The 25,519-nt window shown below is 44.6% G+C and carries 27 protein-coding genes; 22 read left to right on the plus strand and 5 right to left on the minus strand.

Annotation, left to right across the window (positions count from 1 at the left end; genetic code table 11):
• Positions 1 to 15 precede the first annotated feature (15 nt).
• From fliF to flhB, 14 genes are all read left to right on the plus strand, one after another.
• Positions 16 to 1,758 carry a flagellar basal-body MS-ring/collar protein FliF gene (gene fliF, locus FKN05_RS00850; protein ID WP_170886599.1) on the plus strand — a complete coding sequence of 581 codons (1,743 nt, stop codon included), beginning with the start codon at positions 16 to 18 and terminating at the stop codon, positions 1,756 to 1,758.
• Complete coding sequence (gene fliG, locus FKN05_RS00855; protein ID WP_161427669.1) at positions 1,751 to 2,791, plus strand: flagellar motor switch protein FliG; 1,041 nt, start codon at positions 1,751 to 1,753, stop codon at positions 2,789 to 2,791. Before fliF ends, fliG begins: the two co-directional genes overlap by 8 nt.
• A gap of 54 nt (positions 2,792 to 2,845) precedes the next feature.
• Complete coding sequence (gene fliH / locus FKN05_RS00860) at positions 2,846 to 3,649, plus strand: flagellar assembly protein FliH (RefSeq protein WP_170886601.1); 804 nt, start codon at positions 2,846 to 2,848, stop codon at positions 3,647 to 3,649.
• Positions 3,649 to 4,971, plus strand: a complete 1,323-nt coding sequence (gene fliI / locus FKN05_RS00865) for a flagellar protein export ATPase FliI (protein ID WP_099611521.1) — start codon at positions 3,649 to 3,651, stop codon at positions 4,969 to 4,971. Before fliH ends, fliI begins: the two co-directional genes overlap by 1 nt.
• A 7-nt stretch (positions 4,972 to 4,978) precedes the next feature.
• A complete protein-coding gene (gene fliJ, locus FKN05_RS00870) occupies positions 4,979 to 5,431 on the plus strand; it encodes a flagellar export protein FliJ (RefSeq protein WP_099611520.1) in 453 nt (150 codons plus the stop codon).
• Between the two features lie 117 nt (positions 5,432 to 5,548).
• Entirely contained in the window at positions 5,549 to 7,291 is a 1,743-nt protein-coding gene (locus FKN05_RS00875) for a flagellar hook-length control protein FliK (RefSeq protein ID WP_249339259.1), read from the plus strand.
• A 33-nt stretch (positions 7,292 to 7,324) separates the two neighbouring features.
• The gene (gene fliL, locus FKN05_RS00880) at positions 7,325 to 7,807 is read left to right on the plus strand and encodes a flagellar basal body-associated protein FliL (RefSeq protein ID WP_170886603.1); all 483 of its coding nucleotides are present in this window, start codon (positions 7,325 to 7,327) and stop codon (positions 7,805 to 7,807) included.
• Between the two features lie 8 nt (positions 7,808 to 7,815).
• On the plus strand, positions 7,816 to 8,877 hold the full coding sequence (fliM, locus tag FKN05_RS00885; RefSeq protein ID WP_099611518.1) for a flagellar motor switch protein FliM: 1,062 nt from the start codon (positions 7,816 to 7,818) through the stop codon (positions 8,875 to 8,877).
• Between the two features lie 51 nt (positions 8,878 to 8,928).
• Positions 8,929 to 9,339, plus strand: a complete 411-nt coding sequence (fliN, locus tag FKN05_RS00890; protein ID WP_099611517.1) for a flagellar motor switch protein FliN — start codon at positions 8,929 to 8,931, stop codon at positions 9,337 to 9,339.
• A gap of 3 nt (positions 9,340 to 9,342) precedes the next feature.
• On the plus strand, positions 9,343 to 9,720 hold the full coding sequence (fliO, locus tag FKN05_RS00895) for a flagellar biosynthetic protein FliO (protein ID WP_161427666.1): 378 nt from the start codon (positions 9,343 to 9,345) through the stop codon (positions 9,718 to 9,720).
• Between the two features lie 37 nt (positions 9,721 to 9,757).
• Entirely contained in the window at positions 9,758 to 10,609 is an 852-nt protein-coding gene (gene fliP, locus FKN05_RS00900) for a flagellar type III secretion system pore protein FliP (RefSeq protein WP_425445505.1), read from the plus strand.
• 12 nt (positions 10,610 to 10,621) lie between these two features.
• Positions 10,622 to 10,891, plus strand: a complete 270-nt coding sequence (fliQ, locus tag FKN05_RS00905) for a flagellar biosynthesis protein FliQ (RefSeq protein WP_099611514.1) — start codon at positions 10,622 to 10,624, stop codon at positions 10,889 to 10,891.
• A 9-nt stretch (positions 10,892 to 10,900) separates the two neighbouring features.
• Complete coding sequence (fliR, locus tag FKN05_RS00910; RefSeq protein ID WP_099611513.1) at positions 10,901 to 11,683, plus strand: flagellar biosynthetic protein FliR; 783 nt, start codon at positions 10,901 to 10,903, stop codon at positions 11,681 to 11,683.
• Positions 11,684 to 11,692: 9 nt separating this feature from the next.
• Entirely contained in the window at positions 11,693 to 12,823 is a 1,131-nt protein-coding gene (gene flhB / locus FKN05_RS00915; RefSeq protein WP_099611512.1) for a flagellar biosynthesis protein FlhB, read from the plus strand.
• Between the two features lie 14 nt (positions 12,824 to 12,837).
• Here flhB and smrB read toward each other — a convergent pair whose 3' ends face one another.
• Positions 12,838 to 13,389: an endonuclease SmrB gene (gene smrB / locus FKN05_RS00920; protein ID WP_099611511.1), complete on the minus strand. Its 552-nt coding sequence runs from the start codon at positions 13,387 to 13,389 to the stop codon at positions 12,838 to 12,840.
• A gap of 63 nt (positions 13,390 to 13,452) precedes the next feature.
• Here smrB and prmB point away from each other — a divergent pair, with 63 nt between their 5' ends.
• Positions 13,453 to 14,385 (plus strand): 50S ribosomal protein L3 N(5)-glutamine methyltransferase, encoded by a 933-nt coding sequence (gene prmB, locus FKN05_RS00925; protein ID WP_099611510.1) that lies wholly within the window; start codon positions 13,453 to 13,455, stop codon positions 14,383 to 14,385.
• A gap of 176 nt (positions 14,386 to 14,561) precedes the next feature.
• Entirely contained in the window at positions 14,562 to 15,647 is a 1,086-nt protein-coding gene (gene aroC / locus FKN05_RS00930; RefSeq protein ID WP_161427665.1) for a chorismate synthase, read from the plus strand.
• Between the two features lie 66 nt (positions 15,648 to 15,713).
• Here aroC and FKN05_RS00935 read toward each other — a convergent pair whose 3' ends face one another.
• Entirely contained in the window at positions 15,714 to 16,340 is a 627-nt protein-coding gene (locus tag FKN05_RS00935) for a trimeric intracellular cation channel family protein (RefSeq protein ID WP_099611508.1), read from the minus strand.
• A 276-nt stretch (positions 16,341 to 16,616) separates the two neighbouring features.
• On the opposite strand from FKN05_RS00935, the gene FKN05_RS00940 reads away from it, so the two are divergent.
• Complete coding sequence (locus FKN05_RS00940; protein ID WP_170886605.1) at positions 16,617 to 17,147, plus strand: elongation factor P hydroxylase; 531 nt, start codon at positions 16,617 to 16,619, stop codon at positions 17,145 to 17,147.
• Between the two features lie 10 nt (positions 17,148 to 17,157).
• A complete protein-coding gene (locus tag FKN05_RS00945) occupies positions 17,158 to 17,421 on the plus strand; it encodes a YfcL family protein (RefSeq protein WP_099611506.1) in 264 nt (87 codons plus the stop codon).
• A gap of 39 nt (positions 17,422 to 17,460) precedes the next feature.
• On the opposite strand, the gene mnmC is transcribed toward FKN05_RS00945, so the two are convergent.
• Complete coding sequence (gene mnmC / locus FKN05_RS00950; protein WP_170886606.1) at positions 17,461 to 19,473, minus strand: bifunctional tRNA (5-methylaminomethyl-2-thiouridine)(34)-methyltransferase MnmC2/FAD-dependent 5-carboxymethylaminomethyl-2-thiouridine(34) oxidoreductase MnmC1; 2,013 nt, start codon at positions 19,471 to 19,473, stop codon at positions 17,461 to 17,463.
• 128 nt (positions 19,474 to 19,601) lie between these two features.
• On the opposite strand from mnmC, the gene fabB reads away from it, so the two are divergent.
• The 3 genes from fabB (at position 19,602) to FKN05_RS00965 (ending at position 23,220) form a co-directional block, all read left to right on the plus strand.
• Positions 19,602 to 20,813, plus strand: coding sequence for a beta-ketoacyl-ACP synthase I (fabB, locus tag FKN05_RS00955; RefSeq protein ID WP_099611504.1), 1,212 nt, complete (start codon positions 19,602 to 19,604; stop codon positions 20,811 to 20,813).
• A gap of 264 nt (positions 20,814 to 21,077) precedes the next feature.
• On the plus strand, positions 21,078 to 22,223 hold the full coding sequence (locus FKN05_RS00960; protein WP_161427863.1) for a 4-phosphoerythronate dehydrogenase: 1,146 nt from the start codon (positions 21,078 to 21,080) through the stop codon (positions 22,221 to 22,223).
• Positions 22,207 to 23,220, plus strand: a complete 1,014-nt coding sequence (locus FKN05_RS00965) for an aspartate-semialdehyde dehydrogenase (RefSeq protein ID WP_099611502.1) — start codon at positions 22,207 to 22,209, stop codon at positions 23,218 to 23,220. Before FKN05_RS00960 ends, FKN05_RS00965 begins: the two co-directional genes overlap by 17 nt.
• A gap of 60 nt (positions 23,221 to 23,280) precedes the next feature.
• Here the strand turns inward: FKN05_RS00965 and fcrX are convergent, their stop codons facing one another.
• Positions 23,281 to 23,727, minus strand: a complete 447-nt coding sequence (gene fcrX, locus FKN05_RS00970) for a ferric iron uptake transcriptional regulator FcrX (protein WP_099611501.1) — start codon at positions 23,725 to 23,727, stop codon at positions 23,281 to 23,283.
• 260 nt (positions 23,728 to 23,987) lie between these two features.
• On the opposite strand from fcrX, the gene FKN05_RS00975 reads away from it, so the two are divergent.
• Positions 23,988 to 24,485: a DUF4442 domain-containing protein gene (locus FKN05_RS00975; RefSeq protein ID WP_099611500.1), complete on the plus strand. Its 498-nt coding sequence runs from the start codon at positions 23,988 to 23,990 to the stop codon at positions 24,483 to 24,485.
• Between the two features lie 10 nt (positions 24,486 to 24,495).
• Here the strand turns inward: FKN05_RS00975 and FKN05_RS00980 are convergent, their stop codons facing one another.
• On the minus strand, positions 24,496 to 25,404 hold the full coding sequence (locus FKN05_RS00980) for a LysR family transcriptional regulator (RefSeq protein WP_099611499.1): 909 nt from the start codon (positions 25,402 to 25,404) through the stop codon (positions 24,496 to 24,498).
• Positions 25,405 to 25,519: the final 115 nt, after the last annotated feature.

Consider the following 25,519-nt stretch of genomic DNA (forward strand, 5'->3'; position numbering starts at 1 on the left):
CATAGGGTATGAGCTTTGGCTGAAGATAAACAAACCACCGATCTGACACTGACCTCAGGTGGAGAGCAAGCGCTGTCGACCAGCGTTGATCTTGAGGGGGGTGCACAAAATCCAGATTTAGAAGAGAAAAGCTCTTCTAAGCTAGACTTTGCTATGGGCGATCTTGACCTTTTAAGACAGATTGTGTTGGTGTTATCCATTTCCATCTGTGTGGCCCTGATTGTTATGTTATTTTTCTGGGTAAAAGAACCAGAAATGCGGCCTCTTGGGGCTTATGATACTGAAGAACTGATCCCTGTATTGGATCATCTTGATCAACAAAAACAAGCCTACCGGTTAGATGGTAATACCATTTTAGTACCGAGTAGCGATTACAATAGCATTAAACTTAATATGGTTCGGGCTGGGCTAAATCAATCACGCAATACAGGTGATGATATCCTTTTGCAAGACATGGGATTTGGTGTTTCGCAACGCCTTGAGCAAGAACGTTTAAAACTGAGCCGTGAACGTCAATTAGCAAAAGCCATCGAAGAAATGCGTCAAGTTAATAAAGCGCGCATTTTACTCGCACTTCCCAAGCAAAGTGTTTTTGTACGGCATAATCAAGAAGCGTCCGCATCCGTTTTTTTAACCTTGCGTACAGGCACTAACCTAAAGCAAGAAGAAGTGGATTCGATCGTTGATATGGTGGCGAGTGCCGTGCCGGGAATGAAGCCTACCCGTGTGACTGTGACCGATCAACACGGGCGTTTACTTAGCTCCGGCTCACAAGATCCGATCTCAACGGCTCGACGTAAAGAACAAGAGCTTGAACGTCGTCAAGAGGAGAATCTTCGTAGCAAAATTGATTCGGTTCTTATCCCTATTTTAGGTTTAGGTAATTATACCGCACAGGTCGATATAGAGCTGGACTTTAGCGCGGTGGAACAAACACGTAAAGTATTTGATCCGAACACACCATCAACACGCAGTGAATATACCTTAGAAGATTACAATAACGGCAATGTTGTGGCTGGTATTCCAGGGGCTTTAAGTAATCAACCTCCGGCGGATGCTTCAATACCTCAAGATGTCGCTCAGATGAAGGATGGTTCCGTTCTTGGGCAAGGTTCAGTGCATCGAGAGGCGACGCGTAACTTTGAATTAGATACTACCATTAGTCATGAAAGAAGACAGACGGGCGTAGTGAATCGACAAACGGTCGCAGTAGCGGTAAAGAATCGTCCAGTCGTCAATCCTGATAATGGGCAAGTAACTTATGAGCCTTTAACAGAAGGTGAGCTTAACGCAATTCGTCAGTTGTTGATTGGTACGGTCGGTTTTAATGAAAATCGTGGTGATTTACTGAATGTATTGAGCATGCAATTTGCCGAACCCGAAGTTGAGCAATTTGCTGATGTGCCGATTTGGGAAAATCCACACTTTAATGATTGGATCCGTTGGTTAGCAAGTGCATTGGTGATTATTGTTATTGTGTTAGTACTGGTTCGCCCGGCAATGAAAAAACTGCTTAATCCAGCGGCAGATGATGATGAACAGTTGTATGGCCCTGATGGTTTACCTATTGGAGCGGATGGCGAAACGAGCTTAATTGGCAGCGATATTGAAGGAGGCGAGTTATTTGAATTTGGCTCTGGTATTGATTTGCCTAATTTACATAAAGATGAGGACGTATTAAAAGCGGTACGTGCTCTGGTCGCTAACGAGCCAGAACTTGCGGCTCAAGTTGTGAAGAATTGGATGCAAAATGCCTAACGATATCGAAGATAAAGACTCCGCAGACGGCATTGATATTGCCAACATTCCTGGAGAGGAACGCGCTGCTATTTTATTGCTCAGCCTTAACGAGGAAGATGCGGCGGGAATTATTCGCTACTTAGAGCCAAAGCAGGTTCAGCGGGTCGGTAGTGCGATGGCGAAAGCAAAGGATTTGAGCCAAGACAAAGTAACCGCAGTGCACCGCTCATTTTTGGAAGATATTCAAAAATACACCAACATCGGTATGGGTAGTGAAGACTTTATGCGTAATGCCTTGATTGCCGCATTAGGTGAAGATAAAGCGAATAACTTGGTTGATCAAATTCTGCTCGGGACTGGGTCAAAAGGCTTGGATTCACTGAAATGGATGGATCCAAGACAAGTGGCGAGCATTATTGTTAATGAGCACCCACAAATTCAAACTATCGTTTTATCCTATCTTGATCCCGATCAGTCTGCTGAAATCCTTGCTCAGTTTTCCGAGCGAGATAGGCTTGATCTGATGATGCGTATTGCTAATCTAGAAGAAGTTCAACCTTCGGCCCTAGCTGAGTTGAATGAAATCATGGAGAAACAATTTGCCGGTCAAGCAGGGGCACAAGCGGCGAAAATTGGCGGCTTGAAGGCGGCAGCCGATATTATGAACTACCTTGATAATAATATTGAAGGTCTGCTGATGGATCAGATGCGTGAACAAGACGAAGACCTCGCGACTCAGATCGAAGACCTTATGTTTGTGTTTGAAAACTTGGTTGAAGTTGATGATCAAGGGATTCAGAAATTGCTCCGTGATGTTCCACAAGATGTGCTACAAAAAGCTCTTAAAGGTGCGGATGAAGCCCTACGCGAGAAAATTTTCAAGAACATGTCAAAACGCGCTGCTGAATTGATGAAAGATGATTTGGAAGCCATGCCACCGATTAAAGTTTCAGATGTTGAAGCGGCGCAAAAAGAAATTTTGGCCATTGCTCGACGAATGGCGGACAACGGAGAGCTGATGTTGTCTGGCGGGGCGGATGAATTTTTATAATATATAAGGCCTGCGCATTAAGCTGGCCTTTTTATCGTTCGGTAAAGGTGTTTCATGACTGGAGAAAGAAAGCGTGGTTTTATCCGCTTAGGCTCTGATGCTACCGTTGAGCCCCCTAAAAAGTGGGGGTTGCCAGACTATTCTAGTGAACAGAATAAAAAAGCCAAACAAACGGCTTTCAACTACGATCCGGCATGGGTCCCAAGCTTTGATGAACCAGAGCCCGATCAACCTCAAACTCTGATTGATGAAGACATTGAATTAATTAAGCGCGCAGCCTATCAAGAAGGCCTTGAGCAAGGTCAGGCCGAAGGATACCAGCAAGGTTTTGAGCAAGGGAAACAAGCCGGTTTTGATGCGGGTCACCAAGAAGGGGTTGAGACGGGAGAAGCTGAAGGGTTAGCCGCCGGGCAATCACAAATTCAACAACAAGTTGAACACTTCTTGAATCTAGCGAACCAATTTGCCCAGCCACTGGAGTTGATGAATGCTCAAGTGGAAAAACAATTAGTAGATATGGTGTTGGCGCTAGTCAAAGAAGTCGTGCGAGTTGAGGTACAAATGAACCCTCAGGTGATTCTGGATACCGTTAAAGAGTCGGTTGAAGCACTCCCTGTAGCCGGGCATACGATTCATGTCAAACTGCACCCAGAGGATTGTGAAATCATCAGGCAAGCTTATGGTGAGCAAGAACTAGCGCTACGCCAGTGGACGCTGAACAGTGAACCCGCCCTCAATCGAGGTGATGTACAAATCGAAGCGGGTGAATCGAGTGTTAACTACCGTATGGAAGAGCGCGTTCGCAGTGTATTACAACGTTTTTGTGGAACTAATCGTCACCAACAAGGACAAGAGTAATGCAAGCACTAGCCGAACGATTAGCCCAATATAAAACGCAAGGCTTAACCTGTCGTCCGGTTGCTTCTGGAAAGTTGATTCGAGTGGTAGGGTTAACTCTTGAAGCCACCGGATGCCGAGCTCCGATTGGGAGTTTGTGCTTAGTGGAAACTATGTCCGGCGAAATGGAAGCTGAAGTAGTTGGCTTTTCTGGCGATAGCTTATTCTTAATGCCAAGTGAACAAATTAACGGTGTATTGCCTGGTGCAAAAGTGACGCCGCTAACGGAAGAAGCCGGTCTCGCGGTTGGAATGGAGTTATTAGGACGAGTGATTGATGGCGTGGGAAACCCATTAGATGGACTGGGGCCGATTTATACCGATCAATACGCCACCTTTAATGCTCAGCCGATCAACCCGCTATTACGTAAACCTATCAGTGAGCCGCTTGATGTGGGCATTAAAGCCATTAATGGGTTATTAACTGTTGGTAAGGGGCAACGTATTGGCCTGTTTGCGGGCTCTGGGGTAGGTAAGTCGGTCACGCTCGGAATGATGACGCGAGGCACCACCGCTCAAGTGGTGGTGGTGGGCTTAATCGGTGAGCGTGGACGCGAAGTAAAAGAATTTATCGAAGAGATCTTGGGGGCCGATGGGCGTCAACGAGCGGTGGTGGTGGCCGCTCCCGCTGATGCTTCACCGTTAATGCGTTTAAAAGGCTGTCAAACAGCACTGGCGATTGCTGAATATTTCCGAGATCAAGGTTTAGATGTATTACTATTAATGGATTCATTAACCCGTTTTGCACAAGCTCAGCGTGAAATCGCACTATCGGTTGGTGAACCTCCTGCCACCAAAGGGTATCCGCCTTCGGTATTTGCAAAGTTGCCTGCGTTAGTGGAGAGAGCTGGCAATGGTGGCCCAGATCAAGGTTCTATTACGGCATTTTTCACCGTATTAACCGAAGGTGATGACCTTCAAGATCCAATCGCTGACGCTTCTCGGGCTATTCTTGATGGACATATTGTGCTCTCAAGGGAGATGGCTGATGCCGGGCATTATCCTGCCATTGATGTCGAAAAGTCCGTCAGCCGTGTGATGCCGCAGATCACTACTGACGAACATTTGTTGATGTCAAAAGCGGTACGGCAAATTCTATCCATTTGTCGTAAAAACCAAGATTTAGTCTCTATCGGCGCTTATAAACCTGGAACCGATAAGGCGATTGATAGTGCATTTACTTTAAAACCACGTCTAGAGAGTTATTTACAGCAAGAAATGAAAGAGTCAGTCCCTTACGATATGTGTATTGGTATGCTGAAAAATGTACTTAGCATGGAGTAAGTAGAGTATGGACAATGCGTTAGAATTTTTGTTAAAGCAAGCTCAAGAGACGGAAGATCAAGCTGTCATGGCCTTGAGTAACGCTAGAAGCGAGCTAGAGGGTTATTATCAGCAATTGAAACAGATTGAGCAGTATCGGTTAGACTACTGCCAACAGCTGGTGCAACGTGGTCAAGCCGGGCTTACGGCTAGCCAATATGGCCACTTAAATCGTTTTTTAACTCAGCTGGACGAAACGTTAGCCAAGCAGCGGGGGGCTGAACAGCATTTCACACAACAAGTTGAAAATTGCCAACAGCATTGGATGAATGTTCGTAAGCAGCGTCGCTCTTATGAGTGGTTAATTGAGAAAAAACAAAATGAAAAAGAACGTTTACAAGCGAGACGTGAACAAAAGCAGATGGATGAATTTTCTACCCTTAATTTTAATCGTCAACGTCTGCGCTCTACCATTCGATAGTCGCGTTTAAATCGACATTTTGGCTCATTTATTGCATCGATTGCAGCCTACCATGCTAGATACGGTCAATACCGAACATGGCGTTTAGATGTTATCCACAATGTGAGCGGTGTGCATATGAATATCAGTCCAATCTCTTCAGTTGAGGAAAAACGCTTATCAGGTGCAGCAGCAACTGATGTTAGCCAAAAAAACAGTTTAAAAGAGGGTGAGACTGAAGAGGTTACTGGGTTTTTCGAGCAATTAGCTACACTTTTGTTTCGTTCTAATGGCGAAGCTGAAACCGAGGAACCTGAACTAGCAAGCTCATCAAAGTCCCAGAAAGCGATTCCTACGCAGCCGATAAACTTCGCTGATCCTGATGCCGTTAACCTCAATGATATTGAGTTAGAGCAATTAGCCATACAATCGAGCAATGACGCCCTGCCAGCCATATTCGAGCTTGATACAGATTCGCTGGACGAAGCAGATCGCGCCACCACGAAAAATGAATCGGTAGACGTGAAGCCGGTGACAACTGCACAAGTAATGAATGACGGTGATGAACTCCTTGGTCGTCTACAGCAAGCCAATCAAACCTTACTTACCACGAGCGGCAATAACTTGCCTAATCAATCGACTCAAGAGGAAGGAGCGATTGATTTTTCCACCGTCTCAAAGACTGAAGCTGAGCCGTTAGATGAGACTGAGTTGCCCGATTGGAAAGGTGATGCCCCGCTCGATAAAGCTGTATTTGCTCATAGTGATATGACCGTCACCAAACAACCGATTGATGAATCAGAACAATTCGTCATACCAACGGCAGAAGATAAATCTATAGCAACAACGCAAATGCAACAATTAACGCGAGAAAGTGAGCTACCTAAAAAAGAGCGGTTACCAAACCAGGAACAGTTACCAAACCAGGAACAGTTACCAAACCAGGAACAGTTATCAAACCAAGAACAGCTTGTCGCTTCTCCTGACGTTACAGCCAGCGGTGATGAACCAACGGTAGAATCTGTAGAAACTATCACGGCACTAGCTCAAGCCGATGGCCATACTCGCCATGAGTCGGCTAAGCCGAATGTTCCTCATGGCTTAGTTTCGCCTTCCCCATCTGCGGCTATTTCATCTCAGCCATCGGCTCATCCGGCTGCCGCGACCATGATGATGAACGACGTCCCTTTGACTAACAGCTCTGTCGGATCAGCTGCTGCAGCAACTATCGCTGAGTCAGTCCAATCGGTACCAGTGATGGATCCTAAAGTATTACAAGCATCTCTACGGGGTTCGGTCATGTTAGCAAAAGAGAAGCAATCACTGGACTCCGAGCCGGGGCGCGAGCATTCATTTGCTCAGCAATTAGCCACCGCTGCAGGACAATCATCTGCAACTCAACCGACTGGATTGCGCCATGATCCAGCTATGGTTCAAGGTCAGCCATTACCTTTAGCATTAAATAAAGGAATCGTCGCAGATGAAATGGCCGAACGGGTGCAAATGATGATGTCGAAGAACCTAAAAAATATTGATATTCGTCTTGATCCTCCAGAGTTAGGTCGAATGCATATTCGAATGAATATGCATGGTGATGGGGCTAGTGTTCAGTTTATGGTGGCCAATAACCAAGCACGAGATGCCTTAGAGCAGTCGATGCCACGTTTGAGAGAGATGTTAGCTCAGCAAGGGGTTCAGTTAGCGGATACTTCTGTTCAACAACAGAGTGCAGGTCAACAGCAGCAGTATTCAGCCAACGGTAGAGAATCAGGAGGGTTGGCTGGTAAAGGCCCTTTGCTGGGAGATGAAAACCTTGAGTCAGACATCAAACTTGATTTGAATGTGGCAACAAAGCGTGATGGAATCAGTTATTACGCTTAAACTAATAAAACAATAACCGCATAGAGTAAACTTATGGCCGTTGATGAAAATGCACCTAAAAGTAAAAAGAAACTATTAATCATTGTTGGGTCTGTCGTCGCCTTGCTATTGATCGCTGGAGGCGCTTTCTTCTTCATCGGTTCCGGTAGTCCTGAACCCAAACAAGCTCAGCAAGCCCAACGAGCCGCCACGATTGAACCAGTGTCTTATGTTAACATTGCACAACCTTTTGTGTTCAATGTCAGTGGGGAAAATCGTGGTCGAATGGTACAGGTAAAGGTTCAGCTTATGGTTCGTGGGAGTAAAAATGAAAATTCGGCTCGCTTTCACTCGCCTTTAATTGAAAGTACATTATTGGCAACCTTTGCTTCTGCAACCGTTGAACAATTACGGACAACCTCTGGGCGAACTGAGTTACGGGATAAGGCAACCGAAGATATAAAAGCGGCGATGACACAAGTGGTAGGAGAGCCGGTGATAGAACGAGTGCTCTTTACAGATTTTGTAATGCAATAGGTGAGTTCGTGACCGATTTATTAAGCCAAGACGAAATTGATGCGCTGTTGCATGGTGTAGACAGCGTTGATGACGATGAAGACGAATTAGATTCCGTTGACCCGGGGGCGGTCTCGTTTGATTTCTCATCACAAGATCGGATTGTTCGTGGTCGGATGCCGACCTTAGAGTTGATTAATGAACGTTTTGCTCGTCACTTACGCATCAGTTTGTTTAATATGCTCCGCAAAACGGCAGAAGTTTCAATCAATGGCGTACAAATGATGAAATTTGGTGAATACCAAAATACTTTGTACGTTCCAACGAGTTTGAATATGGTTCGTTTTCGTCCACTCAAAGGAACGGCTCTGGTGACAATGGAAGCACGTTTAGTCTTTATTTTGGTGGAAAACTTTTTTGGCGGCGATGGGCGTTATCATGCTCGTATTGAAGGGCGTGAATTTACTCCAACGGAACGTCGGGTTATCCAATTATTGCTCAAAATCGTCTTTACCGATTATAAAGAAGCGTGGTCTCCAGTTATGGGAGTCGAGTTTGAGTACCTCGATTCCGAAGTGAACCCGAGTATGGCGAATATTGTTAGCCCAACAGAAGTGATTGTTGTCTGTTCATTCCATATTGAAGTGGATGGTGGTGGCGGTGATTTTCATATGGTGATGCCATATTCGATGGTGGAGCCCATTCGCGAATTACTCGATGCGGGGGTTCAGTCGGATAAAATGGAAACCGATGTCCGCTGGAGTTCGGCACTACGAGATGAGATTATGGATGTGCCAATTAACTTTCGAGTCAATTTATTGGAGCAAGATATTGCTCTGCGCGATTTGATGGAACTGCAAGTCGGTGACATTATCCCGATTGATATGCCAGAGCATGCGGTGATGTTTGTGGAAGACTTACCGACCTATCGAGTCAAAATGGGCCGCTCTGGTGAAAAGCTGGCCGTACAAATTTCAGAAAAGATCCGTCGCCCAGATGTGGTAAAAACCGATCTTGCGTTTTTAGGCAAAGATATTATTGCTGAATTAGAGAACGATGAGCTGGAAGATGAAGAATCAATACCAGAGTAATAACCAATACCAGAGTAATAACCAATACAAGAGTAAGAATAGGTAGCAAAGATGTCAAAATCAGATGATCAAAAACTGGCAGATGAGTGGGCTGCCGCTCTTGGAGAAGATCCTAGTGCCCCAGAAATCGATGTCGATGAAGTGTTAGCTGCGCCACTAGACGAGCTAAAAGATACTTCACCACCGATTACGGACGATGAACGTCGTAAGCTCGATACTATCATGGATATTCCTGTCACCATCTCGATGGAAGTTGGGCGTTCAAAAATTAGTATTCGTAATTTACTGCAACTCAATCAAGGTTCGGTGGTTGAGTTGGATCGCATCGCGGGAGAGTCATTAGATGTGATGGTTAATGGTACCTTGATTGCGCACGGTGAAGTTGTGGTGGTTAATGATAAGTTTGGTATCCGTCTGACTGATGTGATAAGCCAAACTGAACGAATTAAGAAACTGAGATAATTTATGAAATGGTTCATCAGTTTATGGTTTGTGTCACTGCCCGTGTTGGCCACCGAGAAAGCATCGTTAGATTTAGCGACCACTTTTGGGTCGCTTTTGTTCGTTGTGGTGCTGATTTTATGTTTGGCTTGGTTATTAAAACGGATGCGAGTGACAACCTTAGGTCAGCAAAAAGAATTTCAAGTGATACGTCAATTGCCTATCGGTACAAGAGAACGATTGATGATAGTGCAAGCGGGTGACGAACAGTTTCTGATAGGCGTCACCACACAATCTATTCAGTTAATTTCAAAGTTGAGCACTCCGTTGATCCAAGAAGCGACCGATCAACGTTCATTCGCTACCCAGTTGACTCAGTTAGTGAAAAAACATGATAAATAACCATCGATATACTTGTTGTTCGGTGTCGTTATCTTGGATGATGACCCTTATTTGCTTCCTTATTTTACTCTGGGCTCCTTTAGCGAGTGCGCAACAAGCGCTGGAAACCCCCATTCCGGCCAATGCGCTTACTGAAGGTGGTATCACCGTGAGCGCGATGGAGAAAGAGCAAGGAGCATCGAACACTTTAGCGTTAACCAGTGGTAGTGGTGGCGGTGGTATTCCAGCCTTTACTATGACCACGAATGCTGATGGTAGTGAAGACTATTCAATAAACCTTCAGATTTTAGCTTTAATGACCATGTTGGGCTTTTTACCCGCCATGGTTATTTTGATGACGTCTTTTACCCGAATTGTGGTCGTGATGTCGATTTTGCGTCAAGCCATGGGGTTACAGCAAACGCCATCAAATCAAGTGATTATCGGGATTGCTATTTTTCTTACCTTTTTTATTATGTCGCCGGTGCTCAATCAGATTAACGATCAAGCCGTTCAACCTTACCTCAATGAACAGATCTCTGCACGTCAAGCATTTGACTTGGCCCAAGAGCCGATGAAAGCTTTTATGCTCAAACAAACGCGGCTGAAAGATCTAGAAACCTTCGTGAATATTTCTGGCGCAGAGGTCCAAAATCCAGAAGAGGTTTCCATGGCGGTACTCATTCCTGCTTTCATTACTTCGGAATTGAAAACCGCGTTCCAAATTGGTTTTATGCTCTTTTTGCCTTTTTTAATTATTGATTTGGTGGTTGCTTCGGTGTTAATGGCGATGGGGATGATGATGTTATCACCGATGATTGTTTCGCTGCCTTTTAAGTTAATGCTTTTTGTCTTAGTGGATGGTTGGAACCTGATTTTATCGACTTTGGCAGGCAGTTTTGCCTTGTAGCGGGAGGGGCCAATGACACCAGAACTGTTTGTTGAGCTATTTCGTGAAGCGCTGTGGATGGTTCTTATCATGGTATGCGCCATTATTATTCCGAGCTTATTGATTGGTCTTGTAGTGGCAATTTTTCAAGCGGCGACCTCTATTAACGAACAAACCTTGAGTTTTTTACCTCGTCTTATCGTGACACTTTTAGCATTAATGATGTTTGGGCATTGGATGACCCAGATACTGATGGAGTTCTTTATGGCGATGATTGAGCGCTTACCACAGGTGCTCTATTAAGGAGTATCGATGGAATACCCAACCAGTGTGGTACTAGATTTTATCGCTCACTATTTTTGGCCCTTTGCCCGTATTTCTGCCATGTTAATGGTGATGTCTGTGACGGGGGCTCGATTTGTTTCTCCTCGTATTCGCCTCTATCTCGGTTTGGCCATTACGTTTGCGGTCATGCCAGCCATTCCTCAAATTACCGCAGATATAGCTTTACTATCGTTTCAAGGTTTTTTAACGACGTTAGAGCAGTTAATTATTGGCGTAGCGATGGGCATGGTGACGCAATTTCTGATTCAAACGTTTATTATTCTCGGACAAATTTTAGGGATGCAATCGAGTTTAGGTTTTGCTTCCATGGTGGATCCTGCGAATGGTCAAAGTACCCCTTTATTGGGGCAGTTATTTATGTTGTTGGCGACCATGTTTTTTTTGGCAACCGATGGTCATTTGAAAATGATTCAATTAGTGGTCATGAGCTTTAAAAGCTTACCGATCGGCAGTGGAGCACTCACTGCGGTGGATTTTCGAGAGTTAGCATTATGGCTTGGCATTATGTTTAAAGTGGCGCTGAGTATGGCACTTTCCGGAATTATTGCTCTGCTAACGGTTAACCTTTCCTTTGGGGTGATGACTCGGGCCGCGCCACAATTGAATATCTTCTCACTCGGGTTTGCTTTTGCTTTATTGGTCGGCATATTGCTCTGTTGGTATATTATCAGCGGTTTGTTTGCACACTATGAATTATTCTGGTTAGAGGGTGAGCAGCAGCTTTGTCGCTTGATACGCTTAAATTGTTAGGAGGCCATGATGGCAGAATCTGACGGCCAAGAAAGGACAGAAGAGGCCACCCCCCGAAGGTTACAGCAAGCTAAAGAAAAAGGCCAAGTGGCACGCTCAAAAGAGTTGGCTTCAGTCTCGGTATTAGTGGTGGGGGCGGTATCGCTAATGTGGTTTGGCGATTTATTGGCTCGAGGTTTATACCGCATGATGGGGCGATTATTCTCTCTTAGCCGCGAAGAAATTTTTGACAGCAGTAAACTCTTTGAAATTATTGGCGGTACGCTAACGGGCTTATTATTACCGTTATTACTCATCTTAGTAACCTTGTTTGTCGCAGCCTTGCTTGGTGCAGCTGGGGTCGGTGGGATAAGCTTTTCAACCGAAGCGGCGATGCCGAAGCTATCTAAACTTAATCCTTTGAGTGGCTTTAAACGGATGTTTGGCCTACAAAGTTGGGTTGAGTTGCTAAAGTCGATTTTAAAAGTATTACTGGTTTCTGGGGTGGCATTTTATCTGATTGATGCATCAAAGTGGGATCTTTTTCAGCTGAGCATGGATGTGTTTCCACAAAATCTTTTTCATGCGCTGGATATTTTACTCAATTTTATTTTACTGATTAGCTGCTCTTTGTTGGTCGTTGTGGCGATTGATATCCCTTTTCAAATTTGGCAACACGCCGAACAACTCAAAATGACTAAGCAAGAAATTAAAGATGAACACAAAGACACCGAAGGTAAACCTGAGGTGAAAGGGCGGATTCGAATGTTGCAGCGTGAGGCAGCTCAGCGGCGCATGATGGCCGATGTCCCGCAAGCGGATGTGATTATTACCAACCCTGAACACTTTTCTGTCGCTTTGCGTTATAAGCAAGACACAGATCGAGCCCCCGTTGTGGTGGCAAAAGGCGGTGATTTTCTGGCGTTAAAAATTCGAGAAGTCGCTCGTGAGCATGATATCATGATTGTTCCTGCTCCACCTTTAGCCCGTGCGCTTTACCATACCACGGAGTTAGAACAAGAGATCCCTGATGGTTTATTCATGGCCGTCGCTCAAGTATTGGCATATGTCTTTCAACTTAAGCAGTATCGACGTAAAGGGGGAGAACGTCCGGTGCTTCAAGAAGATAACCTACCTATTCCACCGGATATGCGTTACTAACGAGATGATAGGGCCTATTTTTCAGGGATAGAGAGTAAAATCAATAATGAGCCATTGCCACCAAATTCTAATGGTGCTTGATGAAAAGCTAGCACGTCGGGGTGCTGAGCTAACCATAGCGGAACTTTTTGCTTAAGAATGTGTTTACCAATTCCATGTTGCACACAAGCGCAGTGAACATTTTCTTTTAAACAATAAGCAATCATTGCTCCTAGTTCCCGTTTGGCTTCGACTTGAGTCATACCATGCATATCGAGAAAAACGTCAGGCACGTAAACACCACGACGTAATTTCTTAACTTCATACTTTGACACATCATGGCGAGCATAACGGGTAGGCCCTTCTTCACTTAAGAGGGGAACAAATTCGTCAGAAAAATAAAAATCGTTATCACTCGCTTCGCGCGAGGTTCGACGGATTTCTTTTTGTTTGGGGTTTCTGTTTGGTGGTCGGACTATGGTATCCTGCGCAAACTTTTTTACGCCTTTTACTGCATCCTGAAACAGAGCAAAATCATCCGCATCGAGATCAGCGTTTGGATTGAAATCGGTGTGTTTTTTGTTCATTGTCGGTAAATAATCGGTTATGAGTCGGAATTGGCAGTATTGTAGCGCTTTTCGGAGGCAATTTTGGATAAGATTTTTGTAGATGAAGCGGTTTCTGAACTGTATACGCTTCAGGATATGATTCGTTGGACGGTGAGCCGCTTTAACGCCGCGAAACTATTTTATGGTCACGGTACAGATAATGCTTGGGATGAAGCGGTTCAACTTATTTTGCCTACCCTTTACTTACCGATAGATGTGCCTCCTCATGTACTCAATTCACGCTTAACCAGCAGTGAGCGATTACGTGTGGTTGAGCGAGTGGTGAAACGTATTAATGAACGAACTCCGGTGGCTTATTTAACCAATAAAGCTTGGTTTTGTGGGCTAGAGTTTTTTGTTGATGAACGGGTGTTGGTGCCTCGTTCTCCGATTGGTGAATTAATTCAAGCCGAATTTTCGCCTTGGTTAGTCGAACAACCGACTCGAATTATGGATTTATGTACAGGCAGTGGTTGCATTGCGATTGCTTGTGCTTATGCGTTTCCTGATGCCGAGGTCGATGCGATCGATATTTCGTCGGATGCGCTGCAAGTGGCAGAGCAAAATATTCAAGATCATGGTTTAGAGCAGCAAGTTTTTCCTATCCGTTCCGACCTGTTTAGAGATTTACCTCAAGAACAATACAATATTATTGTGACCAATCCACCTTATGTGGATCAAGAAGATATGCATAGTTTGCCCGATGAGTTCAAACATGAGCCCGAGCTAGGGTTAGCCGCAGGAACCGATGGGCTGAAATTAGTTCGCCGAATTTTAGCCAACGCTCCTCGTTATCTGACTGAACAAGGTATTTTGGTGTGTGAGGTCGGTAATTCAATGGTTCATTTAATGGAGCAATATCCTGATATTCCATTTACTTGGTTGGAATTTGAACATGGTGGCCATGGCGTCTTTTTATTAACCCGAGAACAGTTAGTCGCGTGTGCGGATGAGTTTGCATTGTACCGCGATTAATGATCGAACCGTTATCAAGCACCGGCCTAGTGTCGGTGTTTGGCTATTTGTTAGCAATTAGTGCGCGATAGGGGCTTTACATCATTCGTTAATCAAGCGAGTATGATTCTACCAATAATAGTCATGAATACGATGGGCAAAACTACCCGCTCAACGTAAGCGAGTTTGAGGAAATAATGGCAGGAAATAGTATCGGACAACATTTCCGAGTGACCACATTCGGAGAAAGTCACGGTATCGCACTAGGATGTATCGTGGACGGATGCCCTCCAGGGTTGGAAATTAGCGCCGCCGATCTACAAGTTGACTTAGATCGCCGCCGTCCTGGAACCTCGCGCTATACCACCCAACGACGTGAGCCTGATGAAGTGAAAATTTTGTCCGGCGTGTTTGAGGGAAAAACAACCGGAACGTCGATTGGTCTGTTAATTGAAAATACCGATCAACGCTCAAAAGACTACTCAGAAATTAAAGATAAATTCCGCCCCGGGCATGCCGATTATACTTATCACCAAAAGTATGGGGTGCGTGACTACCGAGGTGGTGGGCGCTCTTCTGCTCGGGAAACAGCGATGCGTGTTGCCGCTGGCGGAATTGCTAAGAAATATCTCAAACAAGAGTTTGGTATTGAAATTCGAGCATATTTGTCGCAAATGGGAGAGATCTCGATAGAGAAAGTCGATTGGAACGAAATTGAGAATAATGCCTTTTTTTGTCCTGATGTCGATAAGGTGGATGCGTTTGATCAACTGATTCGTGAGTTGAAAAAAGAGGGCGACTCGATTGGGGCTAAAATTCAAGTGGTGGCGACTCAGGTTCCGGTGGGTTTGGGCGAACCCGTGTTTGACCGTTTAGACGCCGATATTGCACACGCTCTCATGAGTATCAATGCCGTAAAAGGGGTTGAAATTGGTGATGGTTTTGAGGTTGTACGTCAAAAAGGCAGCGAACACCGAGATCCGCTCACTCCGCAAGGCTTTGCTAGCAATCATGCAGGGGGTATCTTAGGGGGTATTTCGTCTGGGCAAAACATCGTGGCAAACATTGCCCTAAAGCCGACCTCAAGCATTACCGTTCCTGGTGAAACCATTACCCGAGAGGGGAAAGCGACGCAACTGATCACTAAAGGTCGTCATGATCCTTGTGTGGGTATCCGTGCCGTACCGATTGCTGAAGCCATGTTAGCAATTGTACTGATGGATCATTTACTGCGTCATCGCGGCCAGAATCACGGTGTCCATACGGAAACACCAATACTGTAAGGTTTTCCGTTTAGCAAAACCTCACATCTTGTATCAGGTGTGAGGTTTTTTGTTAGGAAAAGAGAATTAATGCAGCGGTTTATCTGTTTCAACCAAGTGAAAAGAAGGTAAACGCCACTTAAATCGAACCGCAGCCATACGCAACAGATAACCCACGACTAAGGTTACTATTGTATTGGTGATTTCACTGACTCCCAGCTCAAGTAATGCCAGATAGAGCCCTGAAGCGACTAAGGTCACTGAAGCGTACAACTCATCATGTAGTACCAAAGGAGGCTGACGACAGATTAAATCTCGTAATAATCCGCCAAATACGCCAGTAACTAATGCGGCCACCATACAGATCATTACATGGTGCCCCATACCTAGCGCGACTTTTGTACCGATGATGCTAAATACAATCAACCCGAGTGCGTCTAAGCGAATAAATAGTCCTTTTAGTTTAATCACCCAGCGATAAATTCCAGTGGTTAACACACCCGCTAAGCAGGTAATTGCTAGAAACTCTGGATGTTTTACCCAACCTAATGGGTAGTGGCCAAGTAAAATATCGCGTACCGTTCCTCCACCAATCGCGGTCGCACTAGCAACCAGCATGACCCCAAACCAATCCATTTTCCGACGCCCAGCACTGAGAGCGCCTGTCATCGATTCCGCAGTAATACCAATGAGATAGAGAATACTTAGTAACATGCCGGAGCCTCTTATTTATTTACCTGAAGCTTAGGGTCCACAGCCCCTAAGAATGCGTGAGTGTAAGAGCTATCAATGCTATTGACGAATGAGTTTTTGTAAGGATAACGCCAGGTATTGATTACTTAAACTAATTGATAATGATATGGCGATAAGCGTTTAAGGTATCGGATAATCTGTTCTGTGCTCGCGGATCCTCAGGGTAATCCTTTACCCGGTGGTAAAAAACCGAGAGAATGCTCACCATAATAAAAAGAGGGAGAGGCGACATCATTTATGACGCATCAATATCAAGACTTGATTACTATTTTTAATCAGGTTTTTTTTGCTGATTATCAAACTAAGTTAGAACTAGGTGGTGATGAACCTATCTACCTACCAGCAGATGAGTTCACCCCTTACCATCGCATTATTTTCGCGCGAGGTTTTTATGCCTCAGCTTTGCATGAAATTGCCCACTGGTGTGTCGCAGGGCCGCAGAGACGACTACTGGAAGACTTTGGCTATTGGTATGAGCCTGATGGCCGGTCGGCAGAAGTCCAGTCTGAATTTGAACGTGTCGAAATTCGCCCTCAAGCTTATGAATGGATTTTTTCACAAAGCGCGGGTTTTCCATTTACGGTGAGTTGTGACAACTTAAATGGGGATAGTGAACCGGATCGATTGGCCTTTATGCATAAAGTACATCAACAGGTGTTAGCACTGTTAAAACAAGGATTACCCTTGCGAGTTAAACGGTTATCGGATGCCTTGCGCCAGCACTATGCTCGGCCACCTTTAAGCCCCGATCAATTTATAGTGAAATAACGAGTAAAACATGATTATTGAATTTGAAGAAAAACTACTGAATTTGATTGATGCACGTATTGAGTCTGCGTCAGATGATGAACTCTTTGCTGGGGGCTACTTACGGGGGCATATTTCACTCTCCGCTGCTGCTTGTGAGGAGGCGGGGATTGATGATTTGGTCGAGTTTAAGATAAAGATAGCGCAGAGTTTAGCGGCTGCCCGTTCAGAATTATCACCCGTCGATCAGGCGATTGTGAGTGAACTTTGGCAGCAACTTATCGAGCAAGTTTAGCCGTTCGACGGGACGACGAACAATGAGCGTACAGAACAATTAGCGTACAGATTGTCCTTTTTTAAGTTTTCGAATCCACATTCGGCTAGGATGCAAGCTTTCAAGCACATCCACGGGCAGCGGAAGTGGATCGCCACAGATCTGGGATGCTAACAGCTCCGCCATCAAAGGAGCAGAGCTTAATCCTCGAGAGCCTAAACCCAAGATCCCATAGAGATGAGGGTAGTTTGCAACCGAGGGTATGTGCTCTAGAGGTTGTTGAGGTAAGTCGGAGTACTGCTCAACAATCTTGTCTCGTTGACCGATATTGCCAACAAAAGGTAAGTGATCTCGGCTAACACAGCGAATTCCTTGTCGAGATTGATTACCTGAGACATCGATTTGTTTAGGCCAAGATTGGTTAGGAATGCAACGAGCTAACCGCTGAGCATTCTCTTGCTGTGCTTGAGGATCAAAAAGATAGTCTAACGAGTGCTTATCATAACTGGCTCCAATACAGTGGGTCTTGTAATCCGGACTATGGGGTGTCATATACCCGTCATAACACAGTACCGTTTGCAGTGGTTGTAGCTCTGAATTCGTCGGTGCGTGACTCACCTGGCCCTTAACTTTTCCTAAAGGTATATGGCGAGTTTGTGCAAACTGATCAAATTGATGGCCATTAGCAATAACTACACATTGATGCTCAAAGGTTTGATCGCGACTGGTTAATTGCCAGCGCTGCTGGCTGGCTAGCCACGTTAATTTTTCAATCGGCTGTTCAAAGTAGGTCGTTAACATGCCTGTTTCTTGTAGTAACATCAGCACAGCTTGGGTTAATTCAGCTGGAGATAGCCAACCACCAAGCGAGTAATAAAGGCTAGGCATATCAATCGGTAACCCTATTTTTTCTTGGGTTTGCGTTTGATTGAGAAACTGAACGAGTTGATCAGGAAAATTGCCCTGCAACATACGGGTTAGCTTCTCGGTAGATTTTTCATCCCACATTAACTGGGTGACGCCACACCAATCATGTGCAAATGATGTACGGTGTGCGATCTGTTCGATCCACTGACGAGCAAAGAGAAATGCCGGAGCAAATACTCGTGATACGCCACTATGCTGGCTATTGAGCAAAGGATAAACAGCACCTTGTCGGTTACCGGATGCTCCTGCTGCGGGCGCTGTATCGGCGCAGTATAAAGTGACGGGAACTCCTCGTTGCGAAAGTGCGTGAGCTAGGGTTGCACTGGCGATACCACCGCCAATAATGGCGACTTCTTGCAGGTTCGTGACTTCTTCTCTGTGGTAGCAAGGATCAATATTCGTATATCGATTTTTATGTGCGAGATGACCGGCAATCATTTCTCGTTTAGTCCCAAAACCTTTGACTTTTTTCATTTCAAAGCCAGCTTCGATGAGTCCGCGTCGTACAAACCCTGCTGCGGTAAACGTGGCACAGGTCGCCTTTGATTTGGCTAACTGGCTCATACCATTAAAAAGTTGCTGATTCCACATTTCAGGGTTTTTACTCGGTGCAAAACCATCAAGATACCAAGCATCAACCAATCCTTGTGGCGGAACAGGCACCTTAGGTAGACAGTCTTTAATATCTCCGAACCATAAATCTAGGGTGACGGCTCCTCCAGCTAATAGGATACGATGGCACTCAGGAACCGCTATGGGGTAATGTTTTTGCAGCTCAATAGCGTATTTGGCGAGTTCAGGCCAAGCTTGATGGGCTTGGATCAAATCGGCTTTTTTTAATGGATATTTTTCAAAACTAATAAAATGTAATGATTTTAACGTAGCATCAGGTGATTGCTGTAAAAACTGGTCGAAATATTGCCAAGTGGCGAGGAAATTAAGCCCAGTTCCAAAGCCTGTTTCTGCAATCACAAAGCGGCGTTGATCATACTCATGCCATCTTTGTGGCAGGTGATTTTTTTCAATAAAAACATAACGTGTTTCCTCTAATCCATTAGTATTAGAGAAATAGACGTCATCAAAGTGGTCTGATACAGGGGTTCCTGCATCATTCCAAGCCAGTTGTGCATGAGTAATAGCCGTCATAATCGATCAGTTCTAGGCAATATGTGTTTAATAAGGCAAGATTGTACGGATTTATAGGAAAGCTGACCACTTTTGTTACTTATCTTGGTTATCATCTAGCAAGAAATTTTGAATTATAGGAATCTCACATGAAACGAGTCGTCATCACCGGTATGGGTATTGTTTCCAGTATCGGTAACAACGTCCAAGAAGTTCTAGCGTCTCTGAAAGCAGGTAAATCAGGGATTAGCGCATCTGAACAATTTAAAGATCAAGGTTTGCGTTCCCAAGTGTGGGGTGACTTGAAAATTAACCCAGCGGAACATATTGATCGCAAACAAATGCGTTTTATGGGCGATGCTGCTGCATACGCTTATTTATCGATGGAGCAAGCGATAGCCGATGCCGGATTAACACCAGAACAAGTTTCTAATGATCGTACCGGTATTATTGCCGGTTCGGGTGGGGCATCTTCATTAAACCAAGCCATTGCTGTTGATACACTACGGGCAAAAGGGGTCAAGCGCATTGGGCCTTATATGGTACCACGTACTATGTCATCAACCGTGTCTGCGTGTCTTGCGACTCCATTTAAAATTCGTGGGGTTAATTACTCGATCAGTTCAGCCTGTGCAACGTCTGCTCACTGTATCGGTAATGCAATGGAACTGATTCAACTGGGTAAACAAGATATTGTCTTTGCCGGTGGTGGTGAAGAGTTAGATTGGTCTTTAACCATGATGTTCGATGCCATGGGAGCCTTATCAACGAAGTATAATGAAACGCCAGAGAAGGCCTCACGAACCTATGATGCTGACCGCGACGGTTTCGTTATCTCTGGCGGTGGTGGTATGTTGGTGATCGAAGAGTTAGAACACGCCTTAGCGCGTGGTGCTAAAATATACGGTGAAATTGTCGGCTACGGTGCGACATCTGATGGTTATGACATGGTTGCGCCTTCGGGTGAAGGTGCCGCTCGCTGCATGAAAATGGCAATGCAACAGGTTGATCATGTGGATTATGTTAATACTCATGGCACGTCAACACCGGTTGGCGATCTCAAAGAACTTGGTGCGATTCAAGAAATTTTTGCCGGTCACAGTCCAGCGATTTCAGCTACTAAAGCGATGACCGGTCATGCTCTCGGTGCGGCAGGTGTTCACGAAGCAATTTATTCCACATTGATGCTTGAGCATAATTTTATTGCACCAAGTATTAATATTGAGACATTAGATGCGGCGGCTGAGGGATTAGATATCGTGACGCAAATGCGTGAACAGCCGCTTACAACGGTCATGTCTAACAGCTTTGGATTTGGTGGAACGAACGCAACACTGGTGATCAAAAAGTACTCTGCGTAATCAGTGATTACATAAAGGAAAATTTTCCAGAACCGGTCGGTAATACCGATCAAACAGACGCAGACTCTGTCCCCTGGAGAGCGGGACAGGATCCTTTTGTTCTGGATATTCACCCGGTGACCAATAGGCACCGGGTCTTTTTAATTCTCGACACCGTGAACGCTTTTCTGCACAATGCGTGTCAACTAGATAGCGAGCCAATGAGCGAGGCTATCGTCTCATCGTATTTCTTTGTCCCTCAAAAATAACTTGTGTGAACCTGCTATGAAAATATTGATTGATGAAAATATGCCTTATGCTGAATCGTTATTTTGCCAGCTTGGCGAGGTGATACTAAAGCCAGGAAGAACGTTAACGGCAGATGATCTCATCGATATTGATGCTTTAATGATTCGTTCAGTGACGAAAGTGGATGAACACTTACTGGCTAAAGCGAACCGATTAAAGTTTGTTGGTACGGCAACCGCTGGCGTCGATCATGTAAATCAAACTTTATTAGCTGAACGAGGGATTTTCTTTACCGCCGCTCCCGGTTGTAACAAAGTGGGGGTAGCAGAGTACGTGTTTAGTATTTTGATGGTACTTGCTCAGCAGCAAGGTTTCTCTGTTTGGGATAAAACGGTGGGTATCATCGGTGCTGGTCAAGTGGGTAGTTACCTTGCTGAGTGTTTAACTGGGCTTGGTATCAAGGTGCTTTTAAATGACCCACCAAAGCAGTCTCAAGGGGATGAGCGCGAATTTACCCCACTGCCAGTGCTATTAGAGAAAGCGGATGTGATTACGCTGCATACTCCGATCACTTACGATGGTGAATGGCCAACACATCATCTGATCGATGAGGCTGTTTTACAGCACTTGCGTAGTGATCAAATTTTAATTAATGCCGCTCGTGGACCGGTTGTAGACAATCAAGCGCTTAAAGTCCGTTTGCAGCAGCGTGATGGTTTCAGCGCAGCATTGGATGTGTTTGAGTTTGAACCGCAGGTGGATGCGACATTACTGCCGTTACTTGCCTTTGCGACGCCACATGTGGCAGGTTATGGGCTAGAGGGAAAGGCGCGTGGTACCACGATGATTTTTAACCGCTACAGTGAGTTTTTAGGACAAGCATTGTGGGCCAACCCATCCAGCTTACTCCCTGTTGCTCCGATTCCTGAAGTAACGCTACATCAAAAATGGGATGAAGCGACACTGCTTAGTCTAACGCAACTGATTTATGATGTACGACGTGATGATGCCCTGTTTCGCCGTGACATTGGTAAGCCAGGAGGTTTTGATCAAATGCGAAAACAGTACTGGGATCGACGAGAATACAGCGCAATCAAACTGGTGGGAGATGAGTCTTGTCAACTCGAGCCACTAGCAAAATTAGGTTTTAATATAGAGGTAACGAATGAGCCAAGAATTTAATGTTGCCATTTTCGGCGCAACAGGTGCCGTGGGTGAAACGATGTTGGAAGTTCTGCAAGAACGCCAGTTCCCAGTCGGTGAGTTATTTTTACTGGCCAGTGAGCGCAGTGAAGGGAAAGCCTACCGTTTCAACGGCAAGACCGTTTGCGTACAGAATGTTGAGGAATTTGATTGGTCACAGGCCCACATTGCTTTATTTTCTGCCGGTGGCGCGTTATCTGAACGCTGGGCACCGATTGCCGCAGAAGCTGGCGTAGTAGTGATTGATAACTCTTCACAATTTCGTTATGACTACGACATCCCACTGGTTGTTCCTGAAGTCAACCCTCAGGCTATTGCAGAGTTTCGTAATCGAAATATTATTGCTAATCCGAACTGCTCAACCATCCAAATGTTGGTGGCTTTAAAACCTATTTATGATGCTGTCGGGATTGAACGGATCAATGTCACTACATATCAGTCGGTTTCTGGTGCAGGTAAAGCGGGTATTGATGAATTAGCCGGGCAAACGGCTAAGCTACTCAATGGTATTCCGGCGGAGCCGCAAACCTTTAGTCAACAAATAGCCTTTAACTGTATTCCACAAATTGATCAATTTATGGATAACGGCTATACGAAAGAAGAAATGAAGATGGTATGGGAAACCCAAAAAATCTTCAATGATCCTTCGTTAATGGTTAATCCCACTTGCGTACGTGTCCCGGTTTTTTATGGACATGCAGAAGCGGTACATATTGAAACCCGTGATCCGATTGATGCCGAACAAGTGATTGCATTATTAGATCAAATGGATGGAATTGATGTTTTTCAAGGTGAAGAGTATCCAACCCAAGTACGTGATGCTGGTGGCAAAGATAGCGTACTTGTGGGGCGTATTCGCAATGATATTAGCCATCATAGTGGTATCAATTTATGGGTTGTGGCAGATAACGTACGTAAAGGCGCAGCAACCAATGCGGTACAAATTGCAGAAGTTTTGATTCGAGATTACTTTTAGCTTAACGTCTTGGGTTAACGAGTAATAAAAAAACCACCATGCGGTGGTTTTTTTATGTAATTACTTGACTTTGTGAGCGTCAGGATCGGTTTTACAGTTCCCGTCAGCACATTTACCGTACAGATACAGACTGTGATTGGTTAATTTAACATTGTATCGAGCGGCAATTTCTTTTTGGCGCTGTTCGATGACATCGTCTGAAAACTCAATCACTTCACCACAATCGAGACAGACTAAATGATCATGGTGATGTTGCGTTGAGAGCTCAAAGACGGATTTGCCCCCTTCAAAGTGGTGGCGAGTAACAATGCCTGCATCATCAAATTGGTTTAAAACTCGATAAACGGTGGCAAGGCCGATCTCTTCACCGAGATCAATCAGCTTTTTGTACAGCTCTTCAGCACTAATATGTTGGCACTCAGGCTGCTGTAATACTTCTAAAATTTTTAGCCGTGGAAGGGTTACTTTAAGACCAGCATCCTTTAGCGCTTGGTTATTGTCTGACATATACTTTCCCGTTGATGATCTGCCGTCGTAAACAGACGTCAATGTTGTCTCACATTATAGGTCACCCAGTCAAAACAATAAACCACGAAGTTCAAAGGGTTACTGTCTTTATGTATAAAGTCGTGTTAAATCACGGTGAAATCTTATCTGACCAGTTACAATTGTGCAACATCAACTGCGTTATACTTCTCAACCTCATGGCCATGCGATTCATCATTGCTGAGGTATTGAGATCAATTAGAGTCTAAGGCACGGATAGCATGAATAAAACACTGGAAATATTGTATAAACCTAATATTGTGAAGTGGGCACTAAATAGTTGGCCTCCTTTTTGGGGGGCAGGGATAAAAATTGAATCACTCAGTGATGATTTTCGTGAAGCCAAATTACGCTTAAAGCTACGTTGGTGGAATAAAAATGCCAACCGTTCTCAATATGGAGGAAGTATTTTTTCTCTCACTGATCCTGTTTACTCTTTAATGTTGATGGGGATTTTGGGAAAGCAATATTATGTTTGGGATAAAGAGGCGAGCATTAATTTTATCAAGCCAGGCCAAAGTGATCTTTATGCTGAGTTTTTGATTTCTCAGGCCCAACTCGATGATATATTGGCCGTGACGGCTAATGGTGATAAATGCTTTCCTGAATTTATTATCCATGTCAAAGACCAAGAAGGAACGGTAGTTTCAGAAGTTCACCGTAAACTTTATGTTCGCAAAAAGCCGAAATATCGAACTGATGACTCATTACCTTTATGATCATGGCTGGTTAATCTTTTTTATCCAGACGGAGGTTCGATGTGCTTTGATACTGCTTACATAGCTCGATCCATGCCTCTGCAGTTCGAGAAATGTATCGTTCGGCGTGCCAAATGACACAGAGTCGCCAATCAATCGTTGGGGTAATCGGTCGCACTAGCACACCATCGCTCTGTATTCTCTGACAAAGTGGTTCAGGTAAAAATGCGACTCCAATACCATTTTTGACCAGTGCCACCAAAAAGTCCCATTGGCTGCTACGCGCTGCGATTTGTGGTATGAATCCCTGTTGCTTGCATAGGCTCTGCACATAATCACTCAGTGTAAATTCTTGTGTATAAAGATAAAACGGTTCGTTTTTTAACATGCTCCAGTTAAGCTTTGGCATATCTTTCCAAGGTGAACTATTGGGAAGTACCGCATAAATAGGATAATTATCCAGTACTAACGTATTGAGATTTTGTTCTGCATGCTGAGAAAGCATGGTAATAGCGACATCCAATTCGCCATCCAATACTGCTTGCTCTATTTTGCGTCCCCCGTACTCGACAATAGTCATTTCAACATTTGGATAGACTTGGCGGTACTGCCGAATCAGCCCTGCATAGAGATGCCCAACCATCGGGGGAATGCCCAATCGAAGTTGACCGCGTTGCAATTGGTTGAGATCTATCAGCTCAGCGTCTAACTGGGTCAACTGGGCAATAATTTCTCCTGCTCGCTGATAGACGATTTCTCCCGCCTCAGTTAACCAAAATCGTCGTCCTTCTCGATGAAGTAAAGGTTGTCCTACTTCTATTTCAAGACTACGAATCATCTTACTAATGGTCGGTTGTGTCACATACAGCTGTTCTGATGCTCGGGTAAAGCTTTGCTGGTTAACGAGTTCAACAAAGTAGCGCAGCGCTTTAATATCCATAATTATCGTGCTCGTTTGATTATTCCATTTTGGAATGATTTTTATAATAAAAAGTCATTTTATGCAGGTTTTGCACCTGGTTATAATGTGATTAATTTCACAAAATAACGATTAA

The organism is Vibrio sp. 1-1(7), from assembly GCF_013048485.1.
Lineage (GTDB): Bacteria > Pseudomonadota > Gammaproteobacteria > Enterobacterales > Vibrionaceae > Vibrio > Vibrio fujianensis.